This is a genomic window from Deinococcus puniceus, from assembly GCF_001644565.1.
GTDB classification, from domain to species: domain Bacteria; phylum Deinococcota; class Deinococci; order Deinococcales; family Deinococcaceae; genus Deinococcus; species Deinococcus puniceus.
Window position 1 is genome coordinate 542,501 of the sequence record NZ_CP011387.1, and the last position, 12,399, is coordinate 554,899.

14 protein-coding genes (1 of these 14 running past the window's edge) are annotated in these 12,399 nt (G+C 63.3%); 7 read left to right on the forward strand and 7 right to left on the reverse strand.

Going from position 1 to position 12,399, the window contains the following annotated elements; genetic code table 11:
- The 4 genes in view from folP to SU48_RS02495 are tightly spaced (at most 38 nt apart) and all read left to right on the forward strand, a layout consistent with a single transcriptional unit that may run on beyond the window.
- Nucleotides 1-277 carry the end of a dihydropteroate synthase gene (folP, locus tag SU48_RS02480; RefSeq protein ID WP_064015796.1) on the forward strand. 608 nt of this gene lie to the left of the window's left edge, so only the last 277 of its 885 coding nucleotides appear in the window; the start codon falls outside the window, past its left edge; it ends in the stop codon at nt 275-277.
- Nucleotides 278-310: 33 nt separating this feature from the next.
- The gene (folB, locus tag SU48_RS02485) at nt 311-676 is read left to right on the forward strand and encodes a dihydroneopterin aldolase (RefSeq protein WP_064013867.1); all 366 of its coding nucleotides are present in this window, start codon (nt 311-313) and stop codon (nt 674-676) included.
- 4 nt (nt 677-680) lie between these two features.
- The gene (gene folK, locus SU48_RS02490; protein ID WP_064013868.1) at nt 681-1,169 is read left to right on the forward strand and encodes a 2-amino-4-hydroxy-6-hydroxymethyldihydropteridine diphosphokinase; all 489 of its coding nucleotides are present in this window, start codon (nt 681-683) and stop codon (nt 1,167-1,169) included.
- Between the two features lie 38 nt (nt 1,170-1,207).
- The gene (locus SU48_RS02495) at nt 1,208-1,714 is read left to right on the forward strand and encodes a hypothetical protein (RefSeq protein ID WP_064013869.1); all 507 of its coding nucleotides are present in this window, start codon (nt 1,208-1,210) and stop codon (nt 1,712-1,714) included.
- Nucleotides 1,715-1,796: 82 nt separating this feature from the next.
- Here SU48_RS02495 and SU48_RS02500 read toward each other — a convergent pair whose 3' ends face one another.
- Together SU48_RS02500 and pnp are read right to left on the reverse strand one after the other, a co-directional pair.
- Entirely contained in the window at nt 1,797-2,111 is a 315-nt protein-coding gene (locus tag SU48_RS02500; protein WP_064013870.1) for a hypothetical protein, read from the reverse strand.
- Nucleotides 2,112-2,249: 138 nt separating this feature from the next.
- Nucleotides 2,250-4,415, reverse strand: coding sequence for a polyribonucleotide nucleotidyltransferase (gene pnp, locus SU48_RS02505; protein WP_064013871.1), 2,166 nt, complete (start codon nt 4,413-4,415; stop codon nt 2,250-2,252).
- 272 nt (nt 4,416-4,687) lie between these two features.
- Here pnp and SU48_RS02510 point away from each other — a divergent pair, with 272 nt between their 5' ends.
- Entirely contained in the window at nt 4,688-6,736 is a 2,049-nt protein-coding gene (locus tag SU48_RS02510; protein ID WP_064013872.1) for a molybdopterin oxidoreductase family protein, read from the forward strand.
- Between the two features lie 4 nt (nt 6,737-6,740).
- On the opposite strand, the gene SU48_RS02515 is transcribed toward SU48_RS02510, so the two are convergent.
- The 4 genes from SU48_RS02515 to ruvB all read right to left on the reverse strand — a co-directional run bounded on the left by SU48_RS02515 (nt 6,741) and on the right by ruvB (nt 9,748).
- On the reverse strand, nt 6,741-7,490 hold the full coding sequence (locus tag SU48_RS02515) for a cytochrome c biogenesis CcdA family protein (protein ID WP_064013873.1): 750 nt from the start codon (nt 7,488-7,490) through the stop codon (nt 6,741-6,743).
- 11 nt (nt 7,491-7,501) lie between these two features.
- Nucleotides 7,502-8,005 (reverse strand): thioredoxin family protein, encoded by a 504-nt coding sequence (locus tag SU48_RS02520; protein WP_064013874.1) that lies wholly within the window; start codon nt 8,003-8,005, stop codon nt 7,502-7,504.
- Nucleotides 8,006-8,309: 304 nt separating this feature from the next.
- Complete coding sequence (locus SU48_RS02525) at nt 8,310-8,645, reverse strand: ArsC/Spx/MgsR family protein (RefSeq protein ID WP_064015797.1); 336 nt, start codon at nt 8,643-8,645, stop codon at nt 8,310-8,312.
- Between the two features lie 104 nt (nt 8,646-8,749).
- A complete protein-coding gene (gene ruvB, locus SU48_RS02530) occupies nt 8,750-9,748 on the reverse strand; it encodes a Holliday junction branch migration DNA helicase RuvB (RefSeq protein ID WP_064015798.1) in 999 nt (332 codons plus the stop codon).
- A 205-nt stretch (nt 9,749-9,953) separates the two neighbouring features.
- Between ruvB and SU48_RS02535 the strand changes: the two genes are divergently transcribed.
- A complete protein-coding gene (locus SU48_RS02535) occupies nt 9,954-10,733 on the forward strand; it encodes a VOC family protein (RefSeq protein WP_064013875.1) in 780 nt (259 codons plus the stop codon).
- Between the two features lie 84 nt (nt 10,734-10,817).
- Here the strand turns inward: SU48_RS02535 and SU48_RS02540 are convergent, their stop codons facing one another.
- Nucleotides 10,818-11,483, reverse strand: coding sequence for an SCO family protein (locus SU48_RS02540; protein WP_064013876.1), 666 nt, complete (start codon nt 11,481-11,483; stop codon nt 10,818-10,820).
- A 162-nt stretch (nt 11,484-11,645) separates the two neighbouring features.
- Here SU48_RS02540 and SU48_RS02545 point away from each other — a divergent pair, with 162 nt between their 5' ends.
- On the forward strand, nt 11,646-12,347 hold the full coding sequence (locus tag SU48_RS02545) for an MBL fold metallo-hydrolase (protein ID WP_064013877.1): 702 nt from the start codon (nt 11,646-11,648) through the stop codon (nt 12,345-12,347).
- The last annotated feature ends 52 nt before the right edge of the window (nt 12,348-12,399 follow it).

Here is a 12,399-nt window from a genome sequence, read left to right on the forward strand (position 1 = left end):
AGGCTTTGGCAAAACGCTGGAACACAACCTGAGCTTGCTGCGGGCCACCGCTGAGCTCTCAGATTTGGGGCATCCGCTGTTGGTGGGGGCCAGCCGCAAACGCATGATCGATAGGCTGGCGGGCGTGCCAGTCGCAGCCGAGCGCGATCCCGGTTCGCTGGCCCTGCATCTGCACGCGGCGCGGCAGGGGGCAGCGTTGGTGCGTGTGCATGCGGCAGCCGCCCACGTTCAAGCCCTGCGGGTGCAAGCAGCCTTAGACCAAGTAGCCCCCAACTAAGCAGTACAGGGCACAGTGGGCTAAACTCCGGGTATGAGCCGTGTGGTATTGGAAGGACTGGAATTTCATGCGCGGCATGGCGTGTACGACACGGAAGCGGTGCTGGGCGCACGCTTCGTGATTGACGCGGAACTGCATTACCCCTTTGCGGGCCTGCCCGATCAACTGAATGCTGCCGTAAATTACGCCGCCGTCTACGACGCGATTCGGCAGGAAGTGACCGAGCAGCGCTGGCAACTGATAGAGGTGGTGGCTGACCGGGTGGCCCGCCGCGTGCTGCGTGATCAGCCGCGCCTAGAGAGCGTGACGGTGCGCGTGCATAAGCCGTTTGCCCCCATTCCGGGCGTCTTCCGCGACGTGTACGCGGAGTTGACCTTGCAGCAGGGAGAACAGACCTAAGCCTATGCAGACGGCATGGATCGCCCTCGGCGCGAACTTGGGCGAGGCGCGGCAGACCTTGCAGTGGGCACGGGCAGAACTGGCACAGCTGGGAACCGTCACGGGGGCATCGGCCCTGTACCGCACCGCGCCTGTGGGTGGCCCGCCCGGTCAGCCCGATTACCTGAACGCGGCCCTGACCCTACACACCCGCCTGCCTGCCCCAGCCCTGCTGGCAGCCCTGCACACCCTAGAAGCCCGCGCTGGACGCGAACGCCGCGAACGCTGGGAGGCCCGGATTCTAGATCTGGATTTGATCCTGTACGGTGATTTGGTGATGGAGACGCCCTCACTGACCCTGCCCCACCCCCGCGCTTGGCAGCGGGCCTTCGTGCTGGCTCCGCTGGCCGATCTAGACCCGCTGCGCCGCCACCCGGACACAGGGGAGAGTGTGGCGGAAGCGCTGGAGCGGGTGGGGCGGGACGGCGTGTTTAGGGAAACGTCCGATTGGTAACACGTTTGCCTGCCCGTGGCGCGTTATGCTAGGGCGATATGAGCAATGCTTTCTCTGACCGTTCTGGCTCCCGTGGGGGACGTGCAGGCCGCGCCTTCTTGTGGGTGGCGATCCTCCTGAGCGTGGCCCTCCTGAGTTTCGTGGTGGCGGTGGCCGTCCGCACCAATCCGCTGGCGAGTGACTACACCACCAATGGCATCAGCAAGTACAAGTTCTTGGAATACTGCAAGGAGCAACTGGAAGAGGCCGACACGCTGAGCGTGAGTTTGCAGGGCCAGAGTGTGCCTCTGAAAACCCTGATCGAGCAAAGCAGCCCGCTGGCCGCTGGCGAAAGTCTGCATGTGAGCCTCGCCGCCGATTCCCTCGAGTGGGTTGCCGCTGCCCAGCCCAACCCGGAAGGTGGCTGGTTGGCGGGCGCACCCGTGCTGATTGCCATTCACGGCAAAAATGCCAGCGTGCGCCCGGTGGGTTCGGCGGGTCTGCAATGCCTGTACAGCAAGAAAGACAAGAAGACCACGGTGCAAATCGTGCCGCCCACCCAGTAAAACTGAACTTCTCAACACGAACAGAGCGGGCCAATCTCTAGATGCAGATTGGCCTGCTGATCTTTGGTTGCTCACACTCCCCCTACAGCACCACATCCAGCCCACTCAGGCACTCTTCGGCAATGGCGCGCGCCAACGGATCACGGGTGCTGCGGGCATAGCTGACGCCCAAATGCAGATGTTGCTGCCCCGCATCGGCCCCTGCCAGCGCCAGCGTTTGAAAAAAAGCCAGATGCGTATGCGCCAGCAACACATCCCGCGTGCGCTCGGGCGGCAATGCACACAGGATAGTCAGGGCGTCTTCGTAGGCTTCGAGGGCGCGGGACTGGTCACCCTCTACAGCCCATTCGCGCCCCAGTTGCAGGTTCCGGGCGGCGGTGAGGTAGGCGGGGCGCATGGCAAGGATTGTAGGGTAACGGCGGCTGACAAGTGAGCAGGACAAGTGAGCAGGAGAGACAGGACGGCGCAGGGGCACAGAGAGTTTTAGATTCTCTGTGCCCCTGCGCCCAAGCTGATTTTCTATGGCCTATTGTTCTCAGTCACGGCGAGGTGGCCGTCCGCCCCGGTCTCCACCCGGACGGGCTTCACGCGGCGCACGGGGGGCGATTTTGCCTTCCAGTTCGGGGCGCACGAGGTCTATTTTGCCCCGGTCATCCACGTTCACGATCTTCACGCGCAGCTTGTCGCCCACGTTCAGCACGTCTTCTACAGCGTTTACGCGCTCCTCGGACATCTGGCTGATGTGCAGCATGCCGTCCTGACCGGGGAACAAATTGATGAAGGCCCCGAAAGCGGCGGTCTTGACGACAGTGCCTTCAAATTCTTCCCCAATCTTGGCCGTGCGGGTCAGGCCTTCGATTCGGGCTTTCACGGCTTCGGCAGCGGCTCCATCGGCACTGAAAATGCGTACCGTGCCGTCTTCTTCCAGCGTAATCTGTGCGCCGAGGGCCTCCAGTTCCCGAATCTGCTTGCCGCCCGGGCCGATCACTTTGCCGATCAGTTCGGGATTGATCTTGATGGTCACGATGCGCGGCGCGGTGGGAGCCAGTTCTGCGCGGGGCGCGGCCAGCACTTCGGCCATTTTGCCGAGGATGTGCAGGCGGCCCACGCGGGCTTGCTCCAGCGCCTCACGCATGATGGCGGGGGTAATGCCGCCCACCTTGATGTCCATTTGCAGCGCCGTGATGCCGTGTTCGCTGCCGCACACCTTGAAATCCATGTCGCCCAAGGCGTCTTCCAGCCCCAAAATATCGGTGAGGATGCGGTACTTGTCGCCTTCGATGACCAGACCCATCGCCACACCCGCTACTGGAGCCTTCAGCGGCACGCCCGCGTCCATCAGCGCCAAGGTTCCGGCGCAAACGGTGGCCATACTGGAGCTGCCGTTCGATTCCAGCACTTCGCCCACCACGCGGATCACGTAGGGGAATTCTTCGAAAGTGGGCAGCACGGCGCGAATGGCCCGTTTGGCAAGGTTGCCGTGCCCGATTTCGCGGCGAGACTGCCCGCCCATGCGCTTCACTTCACCTGTGGAGTACGGCGGGAAATTGTAGTGCAACAGGAATTTATCGTTGTCGTCCAGCGTGAGGTCGTCTACCAGCAGGTTGTCGCGTTCGGTGCCCAGCGTGGCGATACCCAGCACTTGGGTTTCTCCACGGGTAAAAATGGCGCTGCCGTGAGCGCGGGGCAGGCTGCGGGTTTCGATCCAGATGGGGCGCACGGTCTTAGAGTTGCGTCCATCGGCCCGCATGTCTTCTTCCAGAATCAGGCGGCGGAGTTCCTGCTTTTCTACCTTGCCAAACGCGGTTTTTAGGGCAGCAATTCGGGCTTCGGCGGCGTCCATCTCTCCCTCAGGAATCTGGGCGGCAATCAAGCGGTCACGGAGCGCCTTCAGATTCGCGCTGCGTTCCTTCTTTTTGGTGGTCAGCAGGGCGTCGCGCAGGCCAGAGCTGCGGGCGGCGGCGGCCAGTTCCGGCACGAGGTCGGGGGTCAGGTCGCCTTCGGCCAAAATGTTGAATTTTTCTTGGCCCAGTTCGGCCCGCATGGTTTCGATCAGCGAAATCACGCCTTGCATCTCGGCGTGGGCAAACTCGATGGCCCCCACGATCAGTTCCTCACTGACCGTTTGTGCGCCCGCTTCCACCATCATCACGGCGTCGCGGGTTCCGGCCACCACGAGGTCGAGTACCGAACGGTTCAGTTGCTCGGTGGTGGGGTTCAGCACGTATTGGCCGTCCACTTGGCCCACGCGCACGCAGGCAGTGGGGCCGCCCCAAGGAATATCGCTGATGCTGAGGGCCGCCGAAGCGCCGATTGGCCCCAGCACGTCGGGCAGGTTCTGCTGATCGGCGCTGATCACGGTGATGATGACCTGCGTTTCGTGGCGGTAGCCCTTGGGAAAGAGGGGCCGAATCTGGCGGTCTGTAATGCGTGCGCCCAAGATGGCCTTCTCGCCGGGGCGTCCCTCGCGGCGGTGAAACGATCCGGGAATCTTGCCTACCGCGTAATGCCTTTCTTCAAATTCCACCGTCAGAGGCAGGAAATCCAGTGGACTCTTTTCTTCGCGGGCCTGCGCGGTGACCAGCAACATCGTGTCGCCGTAGCGCAGGGTCACGCTGCCGCTGACCAGTTTGGCCAGTTTGCCCGTCTCGATGCTCAGTTCGCGGCCACCCAGCATCGTTGTAAACGTTTTTCCAATCATGCGGGCAGTCTATCCCGGTGGGGCGGCGGGAAAGAGACGCGGAAAAGGTTTTGGGGGGCGGGATGTGGGACGGAGGTTGTGGGGGATGGAAGGGAATGCCGTCGCGTGTAAACCCCCCAGTCTGCTCCGCAGCCAGCCCCCCTTGAGGGGAGCGCAAAAGCTGTTGTCCCCACCTCTAAGGGGGGGCGTTGCGCCAGCAACGGGGGGGTTGTTCTGCCAAAAAGTTGCCAAGCCAGCCAAGCTTCACCAGTCAGTCGGCATAAACTCAGGCCATGACCGCCCCGCTTCTCCCTGTGCCTACCCGCGATGTGCTCCTGACCTGCCCGCTGGATTGCCCCGACGCCTGCCGCCTGCGAATTACGTTGGCCCGCGGGGGGGACGGACAGGAACGGGCCGTGAAGCTGACCGGAGACGCCGACCACCCCTATACGCGGGGCTTTGCCTGCGTCAAAACGGTGCATTACCCGGCGCGTCAAAATCACCCGGAGCGCCCGCTGTACCCCCTGCGGCGCGTCAATTCCAAATCCGACGCCGATCCTATCTTCGAGCGCGTGAGTTGGGAGGAGGCACTGGACGCCATCGCGGGCCGCCTGAGAACCTTGCTGGACACGCGGGGGCCGTCTTCCATCCTGCGTTACCACTACGCCGGAACGATGGGCCTGATGGAAAACGCCCACGCCCACACGCTCTGGCGGGCGCTGGGCACGCCGGAACTGGAAGAAACCATCTGCGCCACCGCCGGAAGCGCCGCGTGGACATTAGGCTACGGCCCGCGCTACGGCGTAGACCCGCTGGATGTGCCGCACGCCAAACTCATCGTGCTGTGGGGCATCAACAGCCTGAGTACCCACAGCCACCTGACCCCCCAGATGACGGCGGCGCGGAAGGCGGGGGCGCGGATTATTCATGTCGACCCTTACCGCAACCGCACGTCTGTCTACGCCGACCAGCACCTGAAGCTGAAACCCGGCACCGACGCGGCGCTGGCCCTGGGCGTGATGCACGAACTGTTCGCCCACGGCTGGACGGACGCGACCTATATAGCCGAAGCCACGCTGGGCATAGACGAACTGCGGGAGGCCGCCGCCGAATGGACGCCCGAACGCACCGCCGCCGTGACTGGCCTGAGCGTGCAGGAAATCCGAGAATTTGCCCGCGCCATCGGTACCACGCGCCCCACTTACATTCGCGTGGGCTACGGCATGACCCGCCACGAATTCGGCGGAACCAATCTGCGGGCCGTGACCCTGCTTCCGGCCCTGACCGGAGACTGGCGTTTGCGCGGCGGCGGCGTGACCCTCAGCACGGGCGGCGCATTCGCCTTGAACCGGGCACGGGTAGGCGGGGCCGACTTGCTGAAGCCCGAAACACCCCGCGTGAACATGAACGAACTGGCGAACGCCCTGAGGCCCGAGAACGAATTGGGCGCACTGGTGGTCTACAACTGCAACCCGGCGGTGGTGGCCCCCGACTCGGCCCGCGTGCGTGCAGGACTCCAGCGAGAAGACCTGATGGTGGTGGTGCTGGAGCAGGCCATGACCGAGACTGCCCGCCACGCCGACTATGTGTTGCCCGCGACAACGTTTATGGAACACGCCGACGTCTACACCAGTTACGGCCACCACTGGCTGTCGTATAACCCCGCCACGCTGGAGGCTCCCGGCGAGGCCCGCCCCAATACCTGGGTGTTTGGAGAACTGGCCCGCCGTTTGGGCGTCACCGAACCCGCCGTGTACTGGACGGTAGACGACCTGCTGAACGAGGTGTTGGACACGCCGCACCCGCATCTGGCAGGCATTACCCCGGAGCGGCTGAAGGCAGAAGGCATGGTTCACCTGAATTTGCCCGAAGACTGGCGGCCCTATGCGCACGGCGCACCCACGCCCAGCGGCAAGGTGCAACTCTCGCCCGCGCCGCAGCACCGCGAACCCGAAGCCGCCCTGAATCCCGACTTTCCCCTGCGTCTGCTGACGCCGCCCGCGCACCATTTCCTGAACTCTACCTACGGCAACTTGCCCAACCTCACCCGCGCCGAGGGCAGCGAACCACACGCCCTGATTCACCCCGCCGATGCCGAAGCCTATGGCCTAGCTGACGGCGAATACGCCCGCCTGACCAGCGAAGTCGGCAGCACCCGCCGCCGCCTGCGCGTGACCGAGGCGGCGCAACCGGGCGTGGTGGTCGTGGAAGGCAGTTGGTGGGGCTTGTCTGCCCCGGACGGCGAAAGCATCAATGCGATCACCGCCCAAACGCTGACGGATCTGGGCGGCGGGAGTACCTTTCACAACACGCGGATTCGGGTTGAGCGGGCAGAAAGCTAAGGATTCAGGGCGCTTGCTGCTCCAACTGCTCGCGTACCGAATCGGTTTCTTCCAAGAAGGTGAGGCGCTGCACGTAAGGCACGCGCTCCACGATAAAGGTCTGGGCGGCGCGGTCTAGCCCGAACGCCATGCCCACCGCGAACACGGCCAGCACCACCCCGAACGTCTGCTGAATCCGGCTCAGGTTGCCCATCAGGGCCGGAACCCGCTTCAGCATGGCCCGCCCGCCGCGCATGATGGCCAGCATGGGCAGCGCCACGCCGAGGGCATACGCCAGCGTGACCGCCACCGCGAAGGCCGTGACCTGCCCGCTCAGCGCCAGCGTCGTGACGCTGGCCAGAATCGGCCCCACGCACGGTGTCCAGACCAGCCCCAGCGTCAGGCCTACCAGCAGGCCACCGCCGAAGCCGTCGCCGCCCTTGCTGTTTCCAGTGGCAACCCTGTGGGGCACCACCCTTGCGGCCAGTACCTCAAAACGCAGTTGCAGGGCAGGCACCGCCAGCGTCAGGCCGAAGACGAACAGCAGGGCCACCGCGCCCCAGCGCACGGCATCCGGGCTGAGGTTCAGGGCCGACACCAGCGTGGAGAGGAACAGTGTCAGCACCACGAAACTGCCCACGAACCCCACGATGATTCCGGCGGGCCGCGCCTTTCCGCCCACCGTGCCCGACAGCAACACAGGTAACACGGGCAGCACGCAGGGCGAAATGACGGTCAGCACGCCGCCCACAAAGGCGATCAGCAGCAGCAGCACGGCTCAGGCTCCTAGTTGGTGTTGGCTTTCTTGGTATTGGCGATGATGTCGCGCAGGTTGCCGCCTGCCCACTTTTTCAGCGCCTTGCCCTGCGCGTCCACCAGCACGAAGGTATGCTGGTAGGTGATCCCGTACTGCTTCTTCAGGGCCGATTCCTTGTCGTAGTCGGTCTTGAAAACGGTCACGCCTGCGGGCAACTGCGCCAGATTCTTTTTGATGTCGGCGTCGGCGGCCTTGCAGTTGGGGCACCACGTCGCGTGAAAGAACAGCACCCGCTGCGTGCCTTTGGCGGCGTCGAAGGCGGCTTTGGTGTACACCACGTAGCCGCCCGACTTCTTCATGGTGTCGGTCATGGCCGGAGTGGTCATCGTCGGAGTCGCCATTGTTTGGGCAGGCGCGGCGCTGCTGAGGAGCGCGGCAGCCACCAGCATTCCGGGCAGCACCAGCGCGGGCAGGGCAAGGCGGGACAGGGCGGAACGGGATGCGGCGGCGGTGTTAGGCGTGTAGTCAGACATGGTGGAGCCTCCTGCTGATTGATACGCCGCGCCCCGCGCAAAGGTTCATTCCTGCCGATTCGGTAGCATCTTGCCAACCGCGCCAGCTTCAGCAGTTCCGGTTTTTCGGTAATGCGCGGCTCAGAAGTAAAAATTTAGGAGGTAGTACATTGCGGCGACGTAGCCTAGCCAGCCCAGAATGGCTATCCCACACAGGCCTATGGCGATGCCTTGCACCACCTTATTGTTAGTCCGTTTGCCGATCAGACACACCAAGACACCGCAAAGAAGGCAACTGATTGCCAGAAAATGTGGATTCACCAGCTCACCCCTCCAGCATCCGCCCCCACCCTTCCGCATCCTCGCCCACCGTCAGCACCTTGCCGCCCCGTACCAGCGGGAGCTTCAGCAGTTCCGGCGTCTCTATGATCCGCGTGATGATGCCTTCTTCGGTGGTTCGCAGGTAGGCGAGGTTAGACCGCTCGTAGGCTTTGCCTTCCATGTCCAGCAGAGCATTCAGGCCAAATTTCTGCACAAAGCGGGTCAGTTCACCCTTGGCAATCGGCTTCACGCTCAGGTCTACGAAATGAATCTTGACCCGGCGCTCCTTAAAAAAGCGCTCGGCGGCGCGGGTGGCGGGGTTCTTTTTGGTGCCGAACATCTGCACTTGGGGGGCGGTGGGGGCGGCGCTCATGGCAAGAAGTGTAAATGGAACGTGGATCGTGGTTTGTTTGACCTACGATCCACGTTCCATCCTCTCCATTCCTAATTCGTCAAAAAGCCTGAAAAATCCCCGTCCACGCCACTCACGGGCAGGCCTAGATGGTCATAGGCGTGCGCCGTCGCCACGCGGCCCCTCGGCGTGCGCTTGATAAAGCCCAGCTGAATCAGGTACGGCTCGTACACGTCTTCCAGCGTCAGGGCGTCCTCGCTGATGGCGGTGGCGAGGGTGTCCACACCCACCGGGCCGCCTGCAAAGCGGTGAATCAGGGTTTCGAGGTACTTCTTGTCGCGGTCATCGAGGCCCGCCGCATCCAGCCCCAGCTTATCGAGCGCGTGCATGGCGCGGTCTAGCCCGATCAGGCTTTCGCCCGCCACTTCGGCATAGTCGCGCACCCGGCGCAGCAGGCGTTTGGCAATTCGCATGGTGCCCCGGCTGCGTGCGCCGATTTCTATGGCCGCGGTTTCGTCCAGCCCGAACCCCAGCAGGCGGGCGTCGCGCAGCAAGTTGGTGCCGATTTCTTCCGGGGTGTAGTACTCCAAATGCTCCATGATGCCGAACCGCGAGCGCATGGGCGCGGTGATCAGGCCGGGGCGGGTGGTGGCCCCCACCAGCGTAAAGCGCGGCAGCGGCAATTCGATGGTGCGGGCGGCTGGCCCCTGACCCAGCACGATGTCCAGCTTAAAATCTTCCATCGCCGGATAAAGGTGTTCCTCGGCCACGCGCCCCAGACGGTGAATTTCGTCGATGAACAACACGTCGCCTTCTTCGAGGCTGTTGGTCAGGATGGCCGCCAAGTCTCCCGGCTTTTCGATGGCGGGGCCGGAAGTCACGCGGATATTCACGCCGAGTTCGTGCGCGATGATGTGGGCCAGTGTGGTCTTCCCCAGTCCGGGCGGCCCGAACAGCAGCGTATGATCCAGCGCTTCTTTGCGGCCCTTTGCGGCCTGAAGGTACACGCCCAGCTTTTCTTTCAGGCGTTCTTGGCCCACATACTCCGTCAGTGTTTTGGGCCTGAGGGCGGGATCGAGCGGTTCGGTCATGCCCACTATATTACGCTATTTCCGAAATTGAGAACGGGAGTCTGTCTCTCAGTCTCGGATACAGATTTGCCTTCACACAATATCAGGGGTGGATTTGTTTCTTGACATAATCAGTAGTGTAACTTATACTAGATTTGTCTCAAGCAGTTGGTCACAATTCGCCCCCATGTCCCGCCCTCACGCTCCCCAGAGAGGTTCCCTATCCATGCCTACTTATACGCACCACCCCGCTGGAACCCTGACTTGGCTCGATCTGTCTTCGCCCAATATGGACGCTGATCTTGCGTTTTATCAGCAGGTCTTCGGCTGGGCCATTTCCGAGGGCGTAGAGGAATACGGCGGCTACCGCACCGCCACCGTAAACGGAAAGCGTGTGGCGGGCCTTGCCCCCCAGATGCCGGGCATGGGCGGCGGGGCGGGCGCGTGGACGCTGTACTTTGCCAGCGCCGACGCACAGGCCGACATGCAGCGCATCCGCGATTTGGGCGGCACAATCATGGTGGAGCCGATGCAAATTGGCGATCAGGGCCAGATGGCGGTGGCCGCCGATCCCACCGGGGCCGTATTCGGGCTGTGGCAGGAAGGCACGCATACGGGCATGGAACTGATGGGCGAACACGGCAGCCTGTCTTGGGCACAGGGCAATACCCGTGATCTGGCCGGAGCCAGCCAGTTCTACGCCGACTTTTTGGGAGCCAGAAGTCAGCCCAGCGCCGAAATTCCGTATCACACGCTGCACCACGGAGAGGACTGGACGGCGGGCGTGATGCAGATGGACGACGACAGCTTTGCTCCCGAAATGCCGCCCCACTGGGTCGCGTACTTTGCCGTAGACAACGCCGATGCTGCGGCCAAAGCGGCGTTGGCCAGCGGCGGGCAAGTCCTGTTTCCGCCGTCCGACACGCCTTGGGGCCGAATCGTGGTACTGCAAGACCCCGGCGGCGCGGTGTTCAATGCCATCGAAGGACAGCAGTTGGGGGCATAAGCCTTCTCAAGATGGAGTGACTCAACACCAGTGAAGGGCGGGCCTCCATGTCATTGCTGAGGCCCGCCCTTCCGATTGTCTCGTTTACGAGCCGTATTCCCGCAGTAGCTCCGGCAGATCGCGTTTCAGAATGCCGTTCACGACTTCCAGATTGCTGTATACCCGCACGAACTCGCCTTTGGGGTTTACCACGCTGACCTGATCGCCGTGCAAGCGGCTCGCCGCTCCCGTTGCCGCTTGATCCTCTGCCTTCTGTGCGTCTGGCTTGTCGGTGTGATTTTGGTGCGTCGGCGTGGGCAACGGTGCGACATTCACCACGTACATGGCTTTGGCGGCGGCATCGATGGATTCCATGGTTCCGGTCAAGCCCACAAAATCGGCGCTGAATTCGTTCAGGTACTCGCGCAGCACAGTGGGGCGGTCAAATTCGGGGTCTACGCTGACCAGTTGCACGCGCAGTTTGGCCTGCTGCAGCGGCTCCAGCCCCTCATAAGCCTCTTTCAGAATGGCCAGAGTCGCGGGGCACACGTCTGGGCAGCGCACGAAGCCGTAGAACACCAACCGCATCCGCCCATCCGAATCGGCCAGAGTGGCGGGACGGCCTGCATCGTCGGTCAGGCCAAGTTGGGGCAGGGCCACCGGCGTATCCAGCACGGTGCCCCCCAGCGGCGCGGCAGCCCCCGAACGGAAGACCAACAGGCCGCCCAACGCCGCAGCAAGGGCCAGCAAAACAACGGTAAGCCACTTCATCGCCCCGCAGGATAGGGGAGAGGAATGGGGCCGCGTGTCCCAGTTGGCTGAGGCTGCTGGAACAGCTGTGCTTGCAACTGGGCGCACGGAGCAGTAGACCAAAGCGTTCCCCAGAACCCCCCCCCACGTTCCGCTTCTGTTCTCATATCGCAAGGGAGTCTGATGCACCCCACCCCCCACGGCGCTTACCTCACCCACCTGTCCCAGTTCCGCTTCATCAATCAGTATCTGGTGCAAGAAGACGACGGCCTGACCCTGATCGACACGGGAGCCAGAGGCCAAGCTCCGGCCATTCTGAAGGCGGCGGCCAGCCTCGGCGCTCCCATCCGGCGCATCGTCATCACGCACGCACACGACGATCACATCGGCAGTTTGGATGCCCTGCACGCCGCCCTGCCCGACGCCGAAGTGCTGATCTCGGCCCGCGACGCCCGCCTGATGGGAGGCGACCTGACCACCGACGAGGGCGAGTTGCAAAAGCCGCCGCGTGCCGCCCGTGCCCAGACCAAGCCCACGCGCCTGCTGACGCCCGGAGACCGTGTGGGCAGCCTGCAAAGCGTGGCCGCGCCCGGTCATACTCCCGGCCAGTTGGCGTTCTTAGACACCCGCGACGGCACACTCATCGCAGGCGACGCCTACCAGACCTTTGTGCAGGTCAGCACCAGCGCCGAGTTACGGTGGCGTTCGCCGTTGCCTGCGCTGGCAACATGGGATCGGGCCACCGCGCTCGCCAGTGCCCGCACTTTGGCTGCACTCCATCCCACCCGGTTGGCTGTCGGGCATGGGCCAGTGGTGCTGCACCCCCAACAAGCCATGAGCGCGGCGGTAGAACGGGCTGAGCGGCAGCTGAGCAAGAAGCAATAGCAGGTCAACTCAACCAAAAAGAAGGTGGGAACGCTTAATCGGCGTTCCCACC